The organism is Streptomyces sp. NPDC060194 (assembly GCF_042728285.1).
GTDB lineage: Bacteria > Actinomycetota > Actinomycetes > Streptomycetales > Streptomycetaceae > Streptomyces.
Window position 1 is genome coordinate 1 of the sequence record NZ_JBHWZH010000070.1, and the last position, 19,900, is coordinate 19,900.

Here is a 19,900-nt window from a genome sequence, read left to right on the forward strand (position 1 = left end):
CCCCACGGGGGAGCGTGGGGCCGCCGGGCCGGGTCAGGTGCAGCTGCGGGCGTTGACGTGCAGGGCGACGGCGGTCCCGGGCGGGATGGTGGCGGTGAACTGGCCCGAGGAGTTGACCGTGACCGGGGTGTTGTTCTGGACGTTGCAGTACGTCCCCGCGGGCAGCGAGGTCTGGAAGGTGCGGGTCAGGGAGGCGCCCTCCTGGTTGAGGGCGAGGTAGGCCTTGGCGCCGCGGCCGAAGGCGATCTGGTCGTTGCCGTTGTCCCACCAGCGGACGACGGCCTCACCGCGGGCGGTGTTGCGGAAGGCGACCATGGAGCTGATCTCGCGCCACTGGTGCTGGCACTTCCAGCCGTCGGCGTAGCAGGCGTTGACGGTGCCGCCGTTGGGCGGGCCCGCGTCCTTGTCGGTCCACTCGTAGCCGGAGTGGACATCGGGAGCGCCGTAGGGCCAGGCCAGCATGAAGACGCTGGCCTGCGTGTAGGCGTTGCCGTTCTTGTAGTTGAGGGTGTCGCCGCCGCGCTCGGTGTCGTGGTTGTCCACGAACACACCGGACTTGGCGGAGTCCATGTAGCCCCAGCCGGTGCCGAAGTTGCTCAGGTACGCCAGCTTCTCGTTCAGGAAGACCCGCTTGAGGTCGCGGGCGTAGCGGAACTCCTGGACGTCGCCGCTGCCGAGGTACTCGCTGGGGGAGACGGCCTCGCCCTCGCCGTAGATCGCCTCGTGCTTCCAGTAGACGCCCGGGTTGGTCAGCCGGGACTTGATGTTGGCGAGGTCGGCGGCCGGCATGTGCTTGGCGGCGTCGATGCGGAAGCCGTCGACGCCGAGGGAGAGCAGGTCGTTGAGGTAGGCGGCGATCCGGCCGCGGACGTAGTCCTCGCCGGTGTCGAGGTCGGCGAGCCCGACCAGCTCGCAGTTCTGGACGTTCCCGCGGTTGCGGTAGTCGGTGATCTGGGCGCGGCAGTCGTCCAGGTCGAAGCCGCTGTACGTCCCGGGGTAGTCGTACTTCTGGTACGAACTCCCGCCGGTCCCGGTGCCGTTGCCGGACGCCATGTGGTTGATGACGGAGTCGGCGACGACCTTCACGCCGGCCGCGTGGCAGGCGTCGACCATGCTCTTGAACGCGGTACGGTCGCCCAGCCGGCCGGCGATCTTGTAACTCACCGGCTGGTACGACGTCCACCACTGGCCGCCCTGGATGTGCTCCTGCGGCGGGGACACCTGCACGTACCCGTACCCGGCGGGGCCGAGGGAGGTCCTGCAGGCGGTGGCGACGGAGGCGAACTTCCACTCGAAGAGGACGGCGGTGACGTCCTTGGTCCCGGGCGGCGCGGCCTGGGCGGCCCCGGGTGCGGCGACGGTCACGGAGGCGCCCGCGACGAGTGCGAGGGCGGCGGCCACGGCTCTGTGGGCCATGATGGCTCCTTGGGGGAGGAGAGGGGCGGGGAACGGGCCCCGCCCGGTGGCACGAGCGGCTCGGGTCGCCCGACCCGGTCGGCCGGCGTGTCCCGCGCCTGTGCCGCCTCTGTCGCCCGACCCTGGGCTGCAATTTCTTGCTGCTGCCTTTCTGCAAGTCATTGCGCTAGGACCGTACGAGCACCGTGACCATTGGTCAAGGGTTCACACATGATTCCCGCGGCGGCAACGGGCCGGGCGGAAGCGGCAGTTCCACCCGGGCCGACGCGCCGCCGGCGCGCTCACCCGGCGACGAGTTCCTCGAAGAGGCGGCGCAGCCGCCCGTCCGGCCCCACCCCGAGTTCGCTGCGGTGCGCCCGGTCCGCCGCGCGGAAGCTCTCGGCCACCCCGCCGCGCTCCCCCAGCGCGTGCTGGGCGCGCATCCGCAGCGCCCAGCTGCGCCCCCGCAGCGGCGAGACGGCGAGCAGGTCGGAGACGTCGCGCAGGGCGGCCCGTGGCTCGCCGAGCCGGAGGTACGCCGCGGCGAGGTCCTCCACCGCACGCATCCGCTCCTCGTCCAGGTGTCCCAGCCAGCCGGACAGGGGACCGTTGCGGGGCACCCCCACGGCGGCCCGGTCACCGTCCCACAGGGCGAGGGCAGCGGTCAGCGCGGCGGCCGCCGTCTCGGTGTGGCCGTCGGCGAGCGCCGCGCGTCCGGCGGCCGTGCGGTCGAGGAAGACCAGGTGGTCGCAGTCCGCGGCGGCCACCTCCAGGAGGTAGCCGCCGCCGCGGCCGTGGAGGAAAGCGCCGCCGTCCAGGCCGCTCCTGAGAGTGCTGGCGTGGGTCCTGATGTTGGCCACCGCGGAGCGGGGCGGCTCCCCCTCCCACAGCGCCTCCACCAGCCGGTCCAACCCGACCGTGCTGTTGGCCCGGAGCAGCAGCGCGGCCAGCAGGGCACTCGCCTTGCCGCCGACGCCGGTGCCGGCTCCGTCCTGTCGTGGTCCGACCGCACCCACGCGGACCCGGCCGAGAATCCCGAACACCGTCTGCATCGCATCCCCCTCCACCGGGTCCGCCCCGCCGGACCTCCGGTCGGCTTGAACGATGCCCGCGGCGATCGGGGATATCAAGGAGCTTGCATGAATTTTCAGCAACTCCTTGCGAGAGGGCCTCCGTTGCCTCCCGGCACGGGGTTACGGCCCGTCGAGGACAGGACGCGCAGCACGACCCCCGCCACCCGCTCCTGCGGGAAGCCGCCGATCTGGCGCGAGTCGATGCTGGCCTCGGCGTTGTCGCCGAGCAGGACGACCGTGTGCGGGCCGACCGCAGCGCCGCCGTCCCCTCGGGCGCCGTCCCCGAGCGCGCCGGGCCACGGGTCGCCGGGCAGGGCGGCGACCCGCTTCACCGTCCAGCCGCGCCGCTCGGCGGGCTCGTCGGCGCCGGGCCAGCTCCAGGCGGGGCGCGCGACCGGCGGCACCGGCGCCTCCGCGACGACGATCCGGCCGACCGCCAGGGCCGCCGCCCGGTCGCGGGCGGTCAACCGACGCACCAGCAGGACGTCCCCGTCGCACAGGGCGGGCAGCATGCTGGAGCCGTCTACGGTCACCACGAGCAGGCGCCGCCGGGCCCGGTGCACCGCGAGGACGGCCGCGGTCAGAGCCGCGCCCGCCAGGAGCGGGCCCGCGCGTCGGGGCCGGTTCACCCGACGGCCGCCGGCGGTGCGTCGGCGTACCCGGCGGCCTGGCGGCGGAAGAGGCCCGCGTACCGGCCGTCCGCCGCCATGAGGGCGTCGTGGTCCCCCTGTTCGACGACCTTCCCGTCGTGGAGCACGACGATCAGGTCGGCCCCCCGTACGGTGTTGAGCCGGTGCGAGATCAGCAGACTCGTACGGCCCCGGCGGTGGTCGACGAGGGCCCGGTGGATCTCGTGCTCCGCCTCCGGGTCGAGGCCGGAGCTCGGCTCGTCGAGGACCAGCAGGTCGGAGTCGTCGCGCAGGAACGCGCGGGCCAGGCCCACGCGCTGCCACTGGCCCCCGGACAGCTCGACGCCCACGGGGCCGGAGCCCGTCGGGTCGTCGGCCGGGGCGCCGTCGGCGGCCTCGCCCTCCTCGCCGGGGCGGGACTCCCCCGCGAACGAGCGGGACAGCATGGTGTCGTAGCCGCGCGGCAGCGAGCTGAGCAGGCCGTCCACGCCCGCCCGGCGGGCCGCCGTCCGGATGCGCTCGGGGTCGTCCGCGTGCCGCAGGTCCCCCAGGCCGATGTTCTCCGCCGCGGTCAGGTCGTAGTGCATGAAGTCCTGGAAGACCCCGCTCATGCGGCGGCGCAGGTCCCGCGGGTCCAGGGACCGGACGTCCACGCCGTCCCACAGCACCGCACCGCGCTCGGGGTCGTAGAAGCGGCACAGCAGCTTCACGACCGTGCTCTTGCCGGCCCCGTTGAGGCCGACCAGGGCGACCGTCCCGCCGACCGGGACGGTCAGGTCGACCCCGCGCAGCACCCAGTCGTGGCGCTCGGAGTAGCGGAACCACACGTCCCGCAGCTCCACCCGCCCGGTCAGCGGGCCGACCGGGAGCGGGTCGCGCGGGACGGGCAGGTCGGGGGGCGCGGTCGTCACCGCCACGTAGTGGCCCAGGAGCAGCAGGTGCTGGTGGGTGACGGCGACCAGGACGGCGATGCCCGCGAGCCCTCCCTGCACGGCCGCGACCCCCGCGAGCAGCAGGGCCACGTCGCCCACGGTCAGGGCGCCGCGGGCGACGCCGAGCACCGCCCAGAGCAGGCAGCCCGCCCCGGTGGCGGCGGTGACGACGGCGGGCAGGATCTGGGCGGCGGCGGTGCGCCGGTCGAGCCGGCGGTGGGTGGCGTCGATGGTCCGCCGGTCGTGGCGCATCCTGGCCCGCAGGTGGTCGCCGATGCCGAACAGCCGGATCTCCTTGGCCGTCTGCACGCTGCCGAGGAGGAAGCCGTAGAAGGACTCCCTGCGCTCCAGGGGGGTCACGGTCAGCGCGGCGCCCACCCGGTGCCTGGCCGTGCGGATCTCGGTCCGCAGCGAGGGCAGCGCGGACAGCACGACGACCGGCGCCAGCCAGGGCTCGATCACGGCCAGGGAGGCCAGGAAGCCGAGGATCATGACGGTGGAGCGGCCCAGGCCGACGATCCCGTCGACCACCTGCGGCGGGGTGTCCTGCCCGCACTGCTGGGCCAGCCGCAGGCGGTCCAGCGCCTCGGGGTCCTCGAACCGCCCCAGGCCGGTGTAGCCGTTGACCCGCTCGTAGAGCCTGTCCTGGGCCAGCAGGCCGATGCCCCGGCCGAGTTCGCCGCGGAACAGCCGGCCCACGTGCGGGAGGACCGCCGCCGCCACGGTGGCCACGGCCAGGAGCACGGCGGCGGGGGCGACGTCGGAGGCGCCCTGCGGCGCCGCCAGGGAGTCGATGACGTCCTTGGTCAGCCAGGCGGCGGACACCGGGAGCAGTGACTCCACGACGGCCACCGCGACCGCTCCGCACAGTGCGAGCGGGGCGGCTCGCCGGGCCAGGTCGGCGGTGGTGCGCAGGGCGGCGGCGTGCCCGATCACGAGGGGACGCCCTCGGGGCGGCTGTCGCCCCGGTCGACCGCCCGGCCGGCGAGCACCGAGAGATCGGTGCCCACCTCGAAGATCCGCCCCTGCTCGCCGACCGCGCAGACCGCGGGGAAGCCCTGGACGCCGAAGGCCGCCGCCACGGTACGGGCGGCGTCGCCGGTGACGACGGTGGCGACGGAGCCGAGCCGTGCCGCGTGCCGCTCCGCCTCCTCGGCCGTGTCGTCGTCGCCCGGCATCACCACGCCGATGATTCGGTCGGAGGTGAGCCCCGAGTCGCCGGCCGCGTCGACGAAGCGGGGCAGCAGCGCCGTGCAGGGCGGGCAGCCGGGCGAGAGGAAGGCGACGACGGTGCCGGGGGCGAGGCCCGCCGCGGTGAGCGGTGCGCCGGACGCGTCGGTGACGGCGAACCGGCCCACCGTTCCCGCGAGTTCGGTGGGGCCCGCGGAGCCGGACCCGCCGAGCGTGCGCAGTCTGCGGACGACGCCGTAGGTCAGGACGAGATTGAGCACGCAGAGCACGGCGAGCAGGGCCGTGGCGGCCGACAGCAACTCCATGGGATTCGTCTCCTGGTAGTGCGGGTGGTGCGGGCGGTACGGGTCCGGGTGGCGCCCGCCGTCACCCGGGGACCCGCTCCCGGGTCCGGGCGGCCGGCGGGGCGAAGAGGTCGACGAGGTCGTCCAGGGTGATCAGCACGGCCGCCGCCAGCAGGCCGGCGGCGGCGCACAGCGCGGTGGCGGCCGGTTCGGGGGTCCCTCCGGCGCGCGCGCCGAGCAGGGTGAGGGCGGCGGCCGACGCGAGCACCGCGTTGCGCACGGCGTGCCGCTTCCCGTAGCGGACGGGCGAGGCGCCGAAGCAGAGGCAGTGGGCGGTGGCACCGTGGCGCACGACGGTCAGGACCACGCCGGTGAGGACGGCGACCAACCCCAGCGCTGCCGCCGGGCCGAGGAGGGCCGCCGCGGGGGTGGCGGAGAGGGCCGGGAGGGCGAGCAGCAGGGGGACGGCGCTCTCGGCCAGGACCGTCAGCACGGCGGCGGGGGCCACCAGCGCGGTCGGCAGCAGACGCAGCGCGGGCAGGCTGTCGCGGAAGGCGGCGAACGCCGCCCGTCCGCGCAGCTTCCCGCCTGCGGACACCAGGAACACACAGGCCAGCAGCACCCGTCCGGCCATCTCCACGTACGCCACGTCCGCCGCCCTTCCGCCGTGAGCTCGCGACGGTAGGCCGGGAAGATACAGATCCTGTCCCCGCCCGCCGGGAGCCGGGATGTAGCGCGGCTTCCTAACGTGCCGTCACCGGCCGCGTACGGCGACCGGTGACGGAGGGAGACGACGATGCCCACCCTGCAGAGGATCGCGGACCGCGCCCTGAGCCGGCTGGCTCCGAAGCTGACGGCCGAGGCCACTTGGTGGACCGACACCAAGTGCGTGTACGTGCCGTTCTGTTCGAAGGGGCAGCTCTACACCAACCGGTGCTGGGACAGCTCGGTCTGTGAGGGCTGGAAGAACACCGGCCGCTGCTGCTGACGCGGGAGCCGCGACGACGTGAAGGGCGGCGACGGACCCCGGGGCCCGTCGCCGCCCTTCGCGCGTGGCGGGTGCGGCGGCCGGCTACTCCGCCCGCCGGGCCGTGGAGCCGCGGACGACCAGCTCGGGCTGGAAGACGTACTCCGTGCGCTGCACGGGGTTGCCGCCGATCTCCTCCAGGAGCGCCCCCACGGCCGCGGAGGCCATCGCGGTGACGGGCTGGCGGACGGTGGTGAGCGGCGGGTCGGTGAACGCGATCAGCTCGGAGTCGTCGAAGCCGATGACGGAGACGTCCCCCGGCACGTCCAGGCCCCGCTCGCGGGCCGCGCGGACCACGCCGAGCGCCATGAGGTCGCTGCCGCAGACGACGGCCGTGCAGCCGTCGTCGAGGAGCGACGCGGCGGCCGCGTGGCCCCCCTCGACGCTGAACAGCGTGTTGCGGATGAGGAGTTGGCCCTCGGACGGGGACAGGCCGAGGTAGTGGGTGAGCGCCTCCACGAAGCCCTCGGCCTTGCGGCGGGCCGGCACGTACCGCAGCGGGCCGATCGCGAGCCCGATCCGGTCGTGGCCGAGCGCGACGAGGTGCCGGACGGCGATCCGCATGGCGAGCCGGTCGTCGGTGGAGACGAAGGGGGCGTCGATGCGGTCGTCGTAGCCGTTGATGAGGACGAACGGGACGCCGTGCGCGACGAGTTTCGCGTACCGGGCGGGGTCGGCGGAGGTGTCCGCGTGCAGCCCGGAGAGGAAGACGATGCCGCTGACCCCGCTCTCCTCCAGCTGCTCGACCAGCTCGTCCTCGGTCGCCCCGCCGGGCAGCTGGGTGCACAGCACCGGGGTGTAGCCGTGCCCGGCGAGGACCTGCTCGACGGCCTGGGCGAAGGCGGGGAAGATCGGGTTGGTGAGCTCGGGCGTGATCAGCCCGACCAGGCCCGCGCTGCGCTGCCGCAGCCGGACCGGGCGCTCGTAGCCGAGCACGTCGAGGGCCGCGACCACCCGCTGCCGGGTGGCCGCGGCGACGCCCGGCTTGCCGTTGAGGACCCGGCTGACGGTCGCCTCGCTGACCGCCGCCTGGCCCGCGATGTCCGCCAGCCGCAAGGCGCCGCCGCCTCGCGGCTGGGGGAAGGTCATCGCGCCAGCCAGACCGTGGTGTCGGCGGGCAGGTCGAGCAGCCCGGCGGTGACCGGCGGGACGGCGGAGCTGGCGACGACCACCCGGCCGTCGGTCTCGATCCGCACCGGCGCCGCGGTGGTGTTCGCCAGGCAGACGAGGTCGCCGCGGACGAAGCCGAGCACGCCGTCGGGCAGCTGGAGCCAGCGCAGCTCCTCCCCCGCCTCCGGACCGAGGTGGACGCGCCGGGCGGCCAGCGCCGCGCGGTAGAGCTCCAGGGTCGAGCCGGGGTCGCCGGTCTGCGCCTCGACGCTCAGCCCCGCCCACTCCGCCGGCTGCGGCAGCCAGGAGCCGCCGGAGCCGAAGCCGTAGGAGGAGCCCTCGCGGGTCCAGGGGATCGGCACCCGGCAGCCGTCGCGGAAGCCGTCCTGGCCGGCCGCGCGGAAGAACGACGGGTCCTGGCGGACCTCGTCGGGCAGGTCGACGACGTCCGGCAGGCCGAGCTCCTCGCCCTGGTAGACGTAGGCCGAGCCGGGCAGGGCCAGCATCAGCAGGGAGGCGGCGCGGGCGCGGCGCAGGCCGAGCTCGCGGTCGCCGGCCTCGCGCAGCTGGGTGCCGAGGTGGACGTCGTGGGCGAAGCGGGTGGCGTGCCGGGTGACGTCGTGGTTGGAGAGCACCCAGGTGGCGGGGGCACCGACCGGCTCCATCGCGGCGAGCGAGACGTCGATGACGGCCCGCAGCTCGTCGGCGTCCCAGTGGGTGCCCAGGTACTGGAAGTTGAAGGCCTGGTGCAGCTCGTCGGGGCGGACGTAGTTCGCCGTGCGCTCGACGGTCGGCGTCCAGGCCTCGGCGACGGCGATGCGCTCGCCGTCGTACTCGTCGAGGATCTGCCGCCAGGAGCGGTAGATCTCGTGGACGCCGTCCTGGTCGAAGAACGGCATCGAGTCGTTGCCGAGGAGCTTGAGCTGCTCGGCGGAGCCGACGTCGGGCAGGCCGTCGGCCTTGATCAGGCCGTGGGCGACGTCGATGCGGAAGCCGTCGACGCCCATGTCGAGCCAGAACCGCAGGATGGAGCGGAACTCGTCGCGGACGGCCTGGTTCTCCCAGTTGAGGTCGGGCTGCTCGGGGGCGAACAGGTGCAGGTACCACTGGCCGTCGGCGACGCGGGTCCAGGCGGGGCCGCCGAAGATCGAGTCCCAGTCGTTCGGCGGGAGTTCGCCGTTCTCGCCCTTGCCGTCGCGGAAGTGGTAGCGCTCCCGCAGCGGCGAGCCGGGGCCCTCGGCGAGCGCGCGGCGGAACCAGTCGTACTGGTCGGAGGTGTGGTTCGGCACCAGGTCCACGATGACCCGCAGGCCCAGGTCGTGGGCGTCGCGGATGAGGCCGTCGGCGTCGTGCAGGGTGCCGAACATCGGGTCGATGGCCCGGTAGTCGGAGACGTCGTAGCCGGCGTCGGCCTGCGGGGAGGCGTAGAACGGCGAGAGCCAGACGGCGTCGACGCCGAGGTCGCGGAGGTAGGGCAGCCGGTCGCGGACGCCCTGCAGGTCGCCCATGCCGTCGCCGTTGCCGTCGGCGAAGCTGCGCGGGTAGACCTGGTAGATGACCGCGTCCCGCCACCAGTCCCGGCGCACGGTGTCGGCGACGGAGGGGGACGGGGCCTCGGATTGCTGGGTCATGGCGTCCTTGGGGTGGAGAAAGCCGGTGAGGGCATGGGGCGATGCGGGTGGTCAAAGGGCGGCCGCGGCATCAGCGGGGAGTGGATACCGCGGCCGCGCCCGTACGTATCGGACGTACGGGAGTCGTACGGCCGCCCGGGGCGGCGCAGGGTCAGCCCTTCGTCGCGCCGGCGGTCATGCCGGTGACCAGGTGCTTCTGGGCGAACAGGAAGACGATCGCGGCGGGTATCGCGATCAGCACGGCGGCGGCCGTCATCGGACCCCACTGGGCGGTGTACTGGTTGACGAACGTCTGCAGACCGCCGGCCAGCGTCATGCTGTCCTCGCCGACCATGAACGCCGAGGCGTAGGCGACCTCGCCCCAGGCGGTGATGAAGGCGTAGAAGCCGGTGACGGCCAGACCCGGGCGGGCGAGCGGCAGGATGAGCCGCCAGAACACGCCGAAGGGGTTGAGCCCGTCGACGCGGCCCGACTCGTCGATCTCGACCGGAATGGCGTCGAAGAACCCCTTCATCATCCAGGCGCAGAACGGCACGGCGATGGTGAGGTAGGTGATGATCAGGCCGACGGGCTGGTTGAGCAGGCCCATGTTCGACAGCAGGTTGTACAGCGGCACGATCAGGATGGCCATCGGGAACATCTGCGTGACCAGCAGGGTCCACATCAGCGGGCGCATGCCGGGGAAGCGGAAGCGGCTGATGGCGTACCCGGTGGTGGCGGAGATGAAGACCCCGACGACGACCGTGACGAACGCGATGAACAGGGAGTTCCAGAACCAGGACAGGAACGGGGTGTCGGTGAGCACCCGGGTGTAGTTCGCGAGGGTCGTCTCGCGGAAGAAGTCGGTGGTCGTGGCCAGCTCGGCGGGCTTGAGCGAGGTGAGCAGCAGCCACAGGATCGGGAAGACGGCGATCACCGAGGCGACCAGCAGCGTGGCGTGCAGCCCGAAGCTCGCGAGGGGGGAGCGCTTGCGCTCGCCGCGCAGCTCCAGGGGGGCCGAGGCCTTGACGTCTTGTGCGGTCATCGTCACCACACCTCTCCCTGCTTCTTCAGGGAGCGGCGGTAGACAGCCGCGAAGATCATCAGAAGCAGGAGGATGATCACGCCCCAGGTGGCCGACGTGGAGAAGTTGCGCGGGGTGTCCACGAAGGACATCCGGTAGGCCTGGGTGACCAGGATCTCCGTGGCGTCACCGGGTCCGCCCCGGGTGAGCAGGAAGATCACCGGGAACATGTTGAAGGTCCAGATGGTGCTGAGCAGGATCACCGTGGAGCTGACCGAGCGCAGCCCCGGGACCGTGATGTGGAGGAAGCGCTGCCAGGGGCTGGCCCCGTCCATCTCGGCCGCCTCGTACAGCTCGCCGGGGATGGACTGCAGCCCGCCGAGCATGGCGACCATCATGAAGGGGATGCCGAGCCAGACGTTCACGGCGATCACCGCGAACTTGGCGATCAGCGGGTCGTTGAGCCACGGCACCGCGTCGATGCCGCCGCCGGCCAGGACCTTGTTGAGCAGGCCGTTGTCCTGGTTGTAGAGGAAGTTCCAGGCGAAGATCGACACGAACCCGGGAACGGCCCACGGCAGGATGAGCATCATCCGGTAGACCGAGCGGCCGGCGAACTTGCGGTTCAGCATGTTCGCCAGGCCCAGCCCGAGAACGTAGGTGATCGCGACGCAGGAGACGGTCCAGACGACGGTCCAGACGAGCCGCTGGATGAACACCGGGTCGGTGAGCACGTCGACGTAGTTGTCGAGGCCGACGAACTCGTACGTCGCCGGGATGTGGTTCACCCCGATCGTCCGCTCGATGTTCGCCTCGGTGGCGTCGGTCATCGAGAGGTAGATGCCGCGGACGAGCGGGTATCCGATGATCACGCCGATGACGAGGACCACGGGCGCGATCATGGTCCAGGCGTACCAGTGCTTGGAGAGCGCGCGCCGGAGCCTCCCCGGCCTTGCCTCGGTCCCGCGGCTCGGGCCGCGGACGACGTCGTCGCCCGCGGCCCCGGCCGCCGACCGGCTGGTGGTCTGCACAGCCATCAGTCGGACTGCCTTCCTGCGTGTGGGGGTCGAACTTCGCTACAGGGGTTCAGTCTGGACTTACTTGTAGCCCTTGAGGAGCTTGCGGTAGGCGTCGCCCGTGGCCTTGGCGGCCTTCTCCGGGGTGGTCTGACCGGTCAGGACCTTCGTGTACTGGGTCTGCATCGGGGCGAAGAGGCTGCCGCCCTCGGGGACCCACGGGCGCTCGACGGCCTTCTCGATGACCGGCTTGAAGAACGTCACGATCTCGTTCTTCGCGACCTCGGGGTCGGCGAAGGCGGAGGTGCGGGTCGGGAGGATGCTGAGTTCCTTGGTGATGGTCGCCTGCACCTTGGACGAGCTCATGTACTTGACGAACTCGTAGGACGCGTCGAGGCTCTTCGAGCCCGCGTACACGGCGTAGTTGTGACCGCCCTGCGGGGCGCCCTGCGCGGCGCTGCCGGCGAAGATCGGGGCGACGCCCAGGTTGGCCGGGTCCTTGAACTCGGCGCCGGCGCGGGTGTCGGTCACGGCCCACGGGCCGTTGATCGTCATCGCGACCTTGCCGTCCTTGATGGACTTCTGCATGTTGTCCCAGCCGTTGGTGGCGTCCGTCTTCGCCACCCCGCTGTCGACCAGGTCCTTGACCAGCTTGAAGGCCTTGGCGCCGGCCTCGTCGTCGATCTTGACGGTCTTGGTCTTGGCGTCGATCATGTCGCCGCCCTCGCCGTAGAGGAACGGCAGGAACCAGTAGACGTCGTCGCCGCGCAGGTAGAGAGCCGTCTTACCGGTCTTCTTCTTGATCGTCTTGGCCGTGTCGATCAGCTCGGAGATGCTGGTCGGCGCCTCGACACCCGCCTCCTTCAGGATCTTCTTGTTGTAGAAGACGCCCAGGGAGTCGATGACCTGCGGGACGGCGTAGGTCTTGCCGTTGAACTTGGTGGAGGCCAGGGCCTGCGGAAGGTAGTCACCCTCGTCGTCGATCGCGGCCGTGCCGTCGAGCGGGGCGAGGTAGCCGAGCGAGGCGAAGTCCGGGGTCCAGGCGACCTCGGAACGCAGCACGTCGGGGGCGCCGGCGCCGGACGAGGCGGCGTTCTTGAACTTGTTCTGGGCGTCGGCGAAGGGCACGTTGACGTACTTGACGTCGACCTTGGGGTGCTGCTTCTCGAAGTCCTCGGCGAGGCGCTTGAAGACCTTGTCCTCGCTGCCGACCGTGGACGTGTCCCACCAGGTGACCGTGCCGGACAGCTCCCCGCCGGCCTTCTTGTCGCCCTTGGCGTCGGAACCGCCGTTGTCGTCGCCGCCGCAAGCCGTCGCCGCGAGCGCCAGGGCCGCGACCAGCGCGGTGGCCGCTATGCCACGTCGCATGTGAACTCCTTCAACAGGCGCCGCTCCATCACGACGCCGGGGTGTGCCCAGGAACGTAACAAGGATGCAAGGAGTCCGAAAGACTTTGCGGAGGATTTCTGCAAGGTGCGACGATCGTTACGTTCGCGTGTCCGGAGGGTTGCCGTTGCGCGCCTTGCCAAGCTGCGATTGCCTGTTTAGAGGGCATCCGCCCCGCTGTGCAAGCATGACTGAAAGGAATTGCAGCCAGACCGCGCAGATCCGGCCACCCTCCGCCGCCGTACGGGAACGGCGGGAGGACCGCGAGAGGACCGCCCATGACCCAGGCACGTGACACCCCGACCCCCTGGTGGCGCGACGCGGTGATCTACCAGGTGTACGTCCGCTCCTTCGCGGACGGCGACGGCGACGGGGTCGGCGACCTGCGCGGCGCCCGCGCCCGCCTGCCGCACCTGCGCGACCTGGGGGCCGACGCCGTCTGGCTCACCCCGTTCTACGCCTCCCCGCAGGCCGACGGCGGCTACGACGTCTCGGACTACCGCGCCGTCGACCCCCTCTTCGGGGACCTCGCCGACGCCGAGGAGCTCATACGCGAGGCGCACCGCCTGGGTCTGCGGGTGATCGTCGACGTGGTGCCCAACCACACCTCCGAGCGGCACCCCTGGTTCGCGAAGGCGCTGGCCGGCGACCCCGCCTTCCGGGAGCTGTACCACTTCCGTCCCGGCCGGGGCCTGCACGGCGAACTGCCCCCGAACGACTGGAAGTCCGTGTTCGGCGGCCCCGCCTGGACCCGGGTGGACGACGGCCCCTGGTACCTCCACCTCTTCGCCCCGCAGCAGCCCGACCTCAACTGGGAACACCCTGAGGTGCACGCCGAGTTCGAGTCGGTCCTGCGGTTCTGGCTGGGCCTCGGCGTCGACGGCTTCCGCATCGACGTCGCCCACGGGATGGTCAAGGCGGCCGGGCTGCCGGACGTCGGCCGTGAGGACCAGGCGCGGCTGATCGGCGGCGACCCGCTGCCGTTCTTCGACCAGGACGGGGTGCACGAGATCCACCGGGCGTGGCGGGCGCTGCTCGACACGTACGACGCGGTGCCGCTCGGCCCGGACGCCGCGGGCACGGCGCCTGGCGCGGACGGTGACGGCGACGGGGGCGCAGGCGGCGGGGCGGGCGCGGACGGCGGCGGGGTCGTCGCCGACCCCCGTACCGGTGCCGGTGCCGGTGCCCGTGCCGGTGCCGGTGCCGGTGAGCGCGGCACCCGCCCCGGCGGGCGGATCGCGGTCGCCGAGGCGTGGGCGAACTCCACCGAGCGGCTCGCCCGGTACGTCCGCCCCGACGAGCTGCACCAGGCCTTCAACTTCGCCTTCCTGAAGGCTCCTTGGGACGCCGCCACCCTGCACCGGGTCATCGAGGACTCCCTCGCCGCGACCCGCGCGGTCGGCGCCCCCACCACCTGGGTGCTCTCCAACCACGACGTGGTCCGCCACCCCACCCGGTACGGAAGCCTCGACCGCGCCCGCGCCGCCGCCCTGCTGATGCTCGCCCTGCCCGGCTCCGCCTACCTCTACCAGGGCGAGGAGCTGGGCCTCCCCGAGGTGGCCGACCTTCCCGACGAACTCCGCCAGGACCCCGCCTTCTTCCGCAGCGAGGGACGGGACGGCCTGCGCGACGGCTGCCGCGTCCCGCTCCCCTGGACCCGCGAGGGCGCGTCGTACGGCTTCGGCCCCGGCGGCTCCTGGCTCCCGCAACCCGCCGACTGGGGCGGGCTGAGCGTCGCCGCGCAGACCGGCGACCCGCGCTCGACCCTGGAGCTCTACCGCCGCGCCATCACGCTGCGCCGCGAGCTGCCGGGCCTCGGCGACGGCGCCATGGAGTGGCGGGAGGCCCCCGCCGGCGTCCTCGCCTTCACCCGCCCCGGCGTCCTGTGCGTCGTCAACATGACGGACGCGCCCGTCGAACTCCCGCTCCCCGGAACTCTGTTGCTGTCCAGCGGCCAGACACCGACACGCGCCGGGGAGGCGCCGGACGCCACCGTCCTGATCCCGGCCGATTCCTGCACGTGGTGGGCAATGTGACATGCGCCCGGTACAGTCCAACCCTATGACCGCACGCCTCGCCGACATCGCAGCACAGGCACGGGTCAGCGAGGCGACCGTCAGCCGGGTGCTCAACGGCAAGCCCGGCGTGGCGGCCGGCACCCGGGAGTCCGTCCTCGCCGCCCTCGACGTCCTCGGCTACGAGCGGCCCGTCCGGTTGCGGCAGCGCAGCGCGGGGCTCGTCGGCCTGATAACGCCGGAGCTGGAGAACCCGATCTTCCCGGCCCTCGCCCAGGTCATCGGCCAGTCGCTGACCCGCCAGGGCTATACCCCCGTCCTCGCCACCCAGACCCCCGGCGGGTCCACGGAGGACGAGCTGACCGAGATGCTGGTCGACCGGGGCGTCTCCGGCATCATCTTCGTCTCCGGGCTCCACGCCGACACCACCGCCGACATGCAGCGCTACGAGCAGCTGCGCGGCCAGGGCGTCCCGTACGTCCTCGTCGACGGCTTCTCCCCCAAGGTGCAGGCGCCGTTCATCTCCCCCGACGACCGGGCGGCGATGCGGCTCGCGGTCACCCACCTCGCCTCGCTCGGGCACACCCGGATCGGCCTGGCGGTCGGCCCGAAGCGGTTCGTGCCGGTGCTGCGCAAGATCGAGGGCTTCGCGACGGCGATGCAGGAGAGCCTCGGGGTGCCGCCGGACGCCTGCGACGAGTTCATCCAGCACTCCCTCTACACCCTGGAGGGCGGCCAGGCGGCGACCGTCGGGCTGATCGGACGGGGCTGCACGGCGATCGTCTGCGCCAGCGACATGATGGCGCTCGGCGCGATCCGCGCGGCCCGCCAGCTGGGCCGCGAGGTCCCGCACGACGTCTCGGTCGTCGGCTTCGACGACTCCCCCCTCATAGCCTTCACCGACCCGCCGCTCACCACCATCCGCAAGCCGGTCACCGCGATGGGCCAGGCCGCGGTCCGGGCGCTCCTGGAGGAGATCGGGGGCACCCCGGCCCCGCACAGCGAGTTCGTCTTCATGCCGGAGCTGGTGGTCCGCGGCTCGACCGCCTCGGCCCCCTGATCCGCCCCCTGATCCGCCGCCGGAACCGCCCGGATTCCGGGCATACCCCACCCCTGGGGGAACCCCCTGACGGAACCCGGGATTCCCTCCTCCGTGAGAGGGACGGGGTGCGGCAAAGACCCTTCCGGGGGATGATCGGCGGAGTAGGCCTTTCTGGCAGACTCTTCCCCCATGGGTGAGACGACGGTGACGACACTGGACGGGCGGCGTGCGACCGCCCCCTCATCCACGGCCGACGACCCGCCGTCCCGGGTACGCCTCGCCGTCCGGTCCCGGACGCCCAAGCGCCCCCGCGTCTGGTTCGAACTGCTGCTGATCGGCGTCAGCTACTGGGTCTACTCCCTGATCCGCAACGCCGTCCCCGAGCACCGCGAGACCGCGCTGCACCACGCGGACTGGATCTGGCGGGTCGAGTCGGACCTCGGCATCGCGGTCGAGAAGAGCATCAACCACGCGGTCGACTCCGTGACCTGGCTCGTGGTGTCGATGAACTACTACTACGCGACCCTGCACTTCATCGTGACCATCGGGGTGCTCGTCTGGCTCTTCCGGCGGCATCCGGGCCGGTACGCCGCCGCGCGGACCGTCCTGTTCGCGACCACCGGGGTCGCGCTGGTCGGCTACTACTTCTACCCGCTGGCCCCGCCGCGCCTGATGACCGGGCAGGACTTCATCGACACCGTGGTCGTCCACCAGACCTGGGGCTCGATGGCGTCCGGCGACCTCAAGCACATGTCGAACCAGTACGCGGCCATGCCGTCGATGCACATGGGCTGGTCGACATGGGCCGGTCTGATGATCTTCACGGTGGCCACCGTGCCGTGGGTCCGGGTGCTCGGGCTGCTCTACCCCGCGCTCACGCTCGTCGTCATCGTCGCCACCGCGAACCACTTCTGGCTGGACGCGGTGGGCGGCTGGATGTGCCTGGCGTTCGGGTTCCTCGTCTCCTGGCTGTGGTTCGGCGCGGTGCCGGGCCGGATGCCGCGGCTCGCGGCGGAACGGGAGCCGCGGTCGGAGCGGGACCTGCGGCGGTTGCTGTCGCGGAAGTGAGCACGGTTCCGGGGACGCTGTCCCGCTCGGCGCCGGAGCGCCGGCTCGGTCACGCCCCGTAGAACAGCCGCTCCACCACCGCCCGCGCCCGGCGGGTCGTGCGGCGGTAGTCGTCGAGCAACTCCCCCGCGTAGCCGGGCCCGTACCCCAGGTAGCGTCCGACCGCGGCCAGTTCGCGGCCGTCGGAGGGGAAGGTGTCGCCGGCCCGGCCGCGGACCAGCATGACCGCGTTGCGGACGCGGGTGGCGAGCACCCAGGCCTCGTCGAGCGTCGAGGCGTCCTCCGTCTCGACGAGCCCGGCCGCCTGGGCCGCGGCGAGCGCCTCGCGGGTGCGGGTGGTGCGCAGCCCCGGCTCCTCCCAGGCGTGCTGCATCTGCAGCAGCTGCACGGTCCACTCGACGTCGCTGAGCCCGCCGCGGCCGAGCTTGGTGTGCAAGGTGGGGTCGGTGCCGCGGGGCAGCCGCTCGGTCTCCATGCGCGCCTTCAGGCGGCGGATCTCGCGCACGGCGTCGTCGCCGAGGCCCTCCACCGGGTAGCGCAGGGGGTCGATCATCGCGACGAACTCCGCGCCGAGGTCGGCGTCGCCCGCGACAGGTTCGGCGCGAAGGAGCGCCTGCGACTCCCACACCAGCGACCAGCGCCGGTAGTACGCCCCGTACGACGCCAGCGTGCGGACCAGCGGGCCGCTCTTGCCCTCGGGGCGCAGGTCGGCGTCGATCAGGAGCGGCGGGTCGGCGGTGGGGAGCTGGAGCAGCCGGCGCATCTCGGCGACGACGGTCTTCGCGGCCTCGGACGCCTCGTGCTCGTCGACGCCGTCGCGCGGCCGGTGGACGAACAGGACGTCGGCGTCGGAGCCGTAGGCCAGCTCGTGGCCGCCGAAGCGGCCCATGCCGATGACCGAGAACCGGGTGGGCAGGGTGTCGCCCCACGTCTCGCGGACGGCGGCCCGCAGGGCGCCGGCGATCGTCGCGGCGGTGAGGTCGGAGACGGCCGCGCCGACCCGGTCGACGAGCTTGCCGCGGTCGACCTCGACGGGCGTCTCCTCGGTCCCGTAGGAGCCGACGATGTCGGCGGCGGTGGTCCGGAACAGCTCGCGGCGGCGGACCCCGCGGGCGGCGGCGACGGCCCCCTCGGCGGTGTCGGCGCGGCCGACGGCGGCGAGGATCTCCTGCTCCAGCGCCTTGCGGTCGCGGGGCGCGAGCCCCTCGGGGTCGCCGAGCAGGGCGACGGCCTCGGGGGCGCGCAGCAGCAGGTCGGGGGCGAGCCGGCCGGCCGAGAGGACCCGGGCGAGGTTCTCGGCGGCGGCGCCCTCGTCGCGCAGGAGCCGCAGGTACCAGGGGGTCTTGCCGAGGGCGTCGGAGACCTTGCGGAAGTTGAGCAGCCCGGCGTCGGGGTCGGCGGAGTCGGCGAACCAGCCGAGCAGGACCGGGAGCAGGGTGCGCTGGATGGCGGCCTTGCGGCTCACCCCGGACGCCAGCGCCTCCAGGTGGCGCAGGGCGGCGGCCGGGTCGGCGTAGCCGAGGGCGGTCAGGCGCTGGCGGGCGGCGCGCGGGCTGAGGCCGGTCTCGCCGGGGCCGAGCTGGGCGACGGCGTCGAGCAGCGGCCGGTAGAAGATCTTCTCGTGCAGCCGGCGGACGACGGACGCGTGCCGCTTCCAGGCCCGGTTCAGCTCGGTGACCGGCTCGGTGCGCAGCCCCAGCGAGCGGCCGAGGCGGCGCAGGTCGGTCTCGTGCTCGGGGACGAGGTGGGTGCGGCGCAGCCGGTGCAGCTGGATGCGGTGCTCCAGGGACCGCAGGAAGCGGTACGCCTCGCCGAGCTGCTGGGCGTCCGCGCGGCCCACGTACCCGCCGCGGGCGAGCGCGTCGAGCGCGTCGAGGGTGGTGCCGGAGTGCAGGGTGGCGTCGCTGCGGCCGTGCACGAGCTGCAGGAGCTGGACGGCGAACTCGACGTCCCTGAGCCCGCCGGGGCCGAGCTTCAGCTCCCGCTCGACCTGGGCGGCGGGGATGTTGTCGACGACCCGGCGGCGCATCTTCTGCACGTCGGGGACGAAGTTCTCGCGGTCGGCGGCCTGCCACACCAGCGGCGAGACGGCCTCGACGTAGTCCTCCCCCAGCCGGACGTCGCCGGCGACCGGGCGGGCCTTGAGCAGCGCCTGGAACTCCCAGGTCTTGGCCCAGCGCTGGTAGTAGGCGAGGTGCGAGGACAGGGTGCGGACGAGGGGGCCGTTGCGGCCCTCGGGGCGCAGGTTGGCGTCTACGGGCCAGATGACGCCTTCGACGGTGGTCTCCGAGCAGATCCGCATCAGGTGGGAGGCGAGGCGGGTGGCGGCGCGCATGGCCTCGGCCTCGTCGGGGGCGTCCGCGCCGGTCCCGCCGGACGCCGCTCCCCCGTGGCCGGCCGTCGCGGCCGGTTCCGCGACGAAGATGACGTCCACGTCGGAGACGTAGTTCAGCTCGTGGCCGCCGCACTTGCCCATCGCGATCACCGCGAGCCGGCAGGCGGCGGCGTCCTCCGGTGCGTCCCTGCGGGCCATCGCGAGGGCGGCGCGGAGGGTGGCGGTGGCGAGGTCGGCGAGCTCGGCGGCGACCTGGGCGACGTCGGTCGTGCCGCAGACGTCCCGGGCGGCGATGGAGAGCAGGCACCGGCGGTAGGCGACCCGCAGCGAGACGGGGTCGACGGCCTCCGCGAGGCCGCGCTCGAACTCCGCGACGCCGGGGTGCAGGTCGGCGGGCTCGTACGAGGCGAGGACCTGCCAGTCCCCTGGGTGCCGGGCGAGGTGGTCACCGAGCGCCTCCGAAGCGCCGAGCACGCCGAGCACCCTGTCCCGCAGCGGCTTCGCGCTGATCAGCGTGCCAAGCAGCCGGCGGCGCTCCTCGTCGTCGGGCTGCGCCTCGGCGAGCCGCAGCAGCCCGAGCAGCGCGAGGTCCGGGTCGGCGGTCTGCCCGAGCCCCTCCAGCAGCACCGGATCGCCGCGCACGCCCGCCAGCGCCTCGCTCTGCAGGTGCCGTTCCGCGCTCCCCGGATCCGTGAACCCGTGCCGGAGCAACCGCGTGAACGTACTGCTCCTGCGCCCCGGCACCGTCATCCCGCCGCCCTCC

Annotated in this window: 15 protein-coding genes and 1 pseudogene; 4 read left to right on the forward strand and 12 right to left on the reverse strand. The window is 73.1% G+C overall.

The window, feature by feature from the left end; genetic code table 11:
* Positions 1-39: 39 nt before the first annotated feature.
* From ACFWEG_RS17010 to ACFWEG_RS17035, 6 genes and pseudogenes are all read right to left on the reverse strand, one after another.
* Positions 40-1,416, reverse strand: a pseudogene (locus ACFWEG_RS17010) (alpha-amylase family protein); the annotation flags it as partial.
* A gap of 281 nt (positions 1,417-1,697) precedes the next feature.
* On the reverse strand, positions 1,698-2,447 hold the full coding sequence (locus ACFWEG_RS17015; protein WP_387215528.1) for a BTAD domain-containing putative transcriptional regulator: 750 nt from the start codon (positions 2,445-2,447) through the stop codon (positions 1,698-1,700).
* 95 nt (positions 2,448-2,542) lie between these two features.
* Positions 2,543-3,097, reverse strand: a complete 555-nt coding sequence (locus tag ACFWEG_RS17020; RefSeq protein ID WP_387215531.1) for a S26 family signal peptidase — start codon at positions 3,095-3,097, stop codon at positions 2,543-2,545.
* Entirely contained in the window at positions 3,094-4,965 is a 1,872-nt protein-coding gene (locus tag ACFWEG_RS17025) for an ABC transporter ATP-binding protein (protein ID WP_387215534.1), read from the reverse strand. Before ACFWEG_RS17025 ends, ACFWEG_RS17020 begins: the two co-directional genes overlap by 4 nt.
* A complete protein-coding gene (locus ACFWEG_RS17030; protein ID WP_387215537.1) occupies positions 4,962-5,525 on the reverse strand; it encodes a TlpA disulfide reductase family protein in 564 nt (187 codons plus the stop codon). The genes ACFWEG_RS17025 and ACFWEG_RS17030 overlap by 4 nt, the downstream gene beginning before the upstream one ends.
* A gap of 61 nt (positions 5,526-5,586) precedes the next feature.
* Positions 5,587-6,153: a MauE/DoxX family redox-associated membrane protein gene (locus ACFWEG_RS17035; protein WP_387215540.1), complete on the reverse strand. Its 567-nt coding sequence runs from the start codon at positions 6,151-6,153 to the stop codon at positions 5,587-5,589.
* 147 nt (positions 6,154-6,300) lie between these two features.
* Here ACFWEG_RS17035 and ACFWEG_RS17040 point away from each other — a divergent pair, with 147 nt between their 5' ends.
* On the forward strand, positions 6,301-6,492 hold the full coding sequence (locus tag ACFWEG_RS17040; protein WP_387215542.1) for a hypothetical protein: 192 nt from the start codon (positions 6,301-6,303) through the stop codon (positions 6,490-6,492).
* Between the two features lie 84 nt (positions 6,493-6,576).
* Here ACFWEG_RS17040 and ACFWEG_RS17045 read toward each other — a convergent pair whose 3' ends face one another.
* The 5 genes from ACFWEG_RS17045 to ACFWEG_RS17065 form a co-directional block, all read right to left on the reverse strand.
* Positions 6,577-7,620: a LacI family DNA-binding transcriptional regulator gene (locus ACFWEG_RS17045; protein ID WP_387215544.1), complete on the reverse strand. Its 1,044-nt coding sequence runs from the start codon at positions 7,618-7,620 to the stop codon at positions 6,577-6,579.
* Complete coding sequence (locus ACFWEG_RS17050) at positions 7,617-9,272, reverse strand: glycoside hydrolase family 13 protein (RefSeq protein WP_387215547.1); 1,656 nt, start codon at positions 9,270-9,272, stop codon at positions 7,617-7,619. The genes ACFWEG_RS17045 and ACFWEG_RS17050 overlap by 4 nt, the downstream gene beginning before the upstream one ends.
* A 151-nt stretch (positions 9,273-9,423) precedes the next feature.
* Positions 9,424-10,296: a sugar ABC transporter permease gene (locus tag ACFWEG_RS17055; RefSeq protein WP_387215550.1), complete on the reverse strand. Its 873-nt coding sequence runs from the start codon at positions 10,294-10,296 to the stop codon at positions 9,424-9,426.
* A 2-nt stretch (positions 10,297-10,298) separates the two neighbouring features.
* Positions 10,299-11,312: a carbohydrate ABC transporter permease gene (locus tag ACFWEG_RS17060; RefSeq protein ID WP_387215553.1), complete on the reverse strand. Its 1,014-nt coding sequence runs from the start codon at positions 11,310-11,312 to the stop codon at positions 10,299-10,301.
* Between the two features lie 60 nt (positions 11,313-11,372).
* Complete coding sequence (locus tag ACFWEG_RS17065) at positions 11,373-12,659, reverse strand: extracellular solute-binding protein (RefSeq protein WP_387215556.1); 1,287 nt, start codon at positions 12,657-12,659, stop codon at positions 11,373-11,375.
* A gap of 296 nt (positions 12,660-12,955) precedes the next feature.
* Between ACFWEG_RS17065 and ACFWEG_RS17070 the strand changes: the two genes are divergently transcribed.
* From ACFWEG_RS17070 to ACFWEG_RS17080, 3 genes are all read left to right on the forward strand, one after another.
* Positions 12,956-14,713 (forward strand): glycoside hydrolase family 13 protein, encoded by a 1,758-nt coding sequence (locus ACFWEG_RS17070; protein WP_387215559.1) that lies wholly within the window; start codon positions 12,956-12,958, stop codon positions 14,711-14,713.
* Positions 14,714-14,738: 25 nt separating this feature from the next.
* Positions 14,739-15,752, forward strand: a complete 1,014-nt coding sequence (locus tag ACFWEG_RS17075; RefSeq protein ID WP_387215562.1) for a LacI family DNA-binding transcriptional regulator — start codon at positions 14,739-14,741, stop codon at positions 15,750-15,752.
* 171 nt (positions 15,753-15,923) lie between these two features.
* Positions 15,924-16,802, forward strand: coding sequence for a phosphatase PAP2 family protein (locus ACFWEG_RS17080; RefSeq protein WP_387215565.1), 879 nt, complete (start codon positions 15,924-15,926; stop codon positions 16,800-16,802).
* Between the two features lie 49 nt (positions 16,803-16,851).
* On the opposite strand, the gene ACFWEG_RS17085 is transcribed toward ACFWEG_RS17080, so the two are convergent.
* Positions 16,852-19,887, reverse strand: coding sequence for a bifunctional [glutamine synthetase] adenylyltransferase/[glutamine synthetase]-adenylyl-L-tyrosine phosphorylase (locus ACFWEG_RS17085; RefSeq protein WP_387215567.1), 3,036 nt, complete (start codon positions 19,885-19,887; stop codon positions 16,852-16,854).
* Positions 19,888-19,900 lie beyond the last annotated feature (13 nt).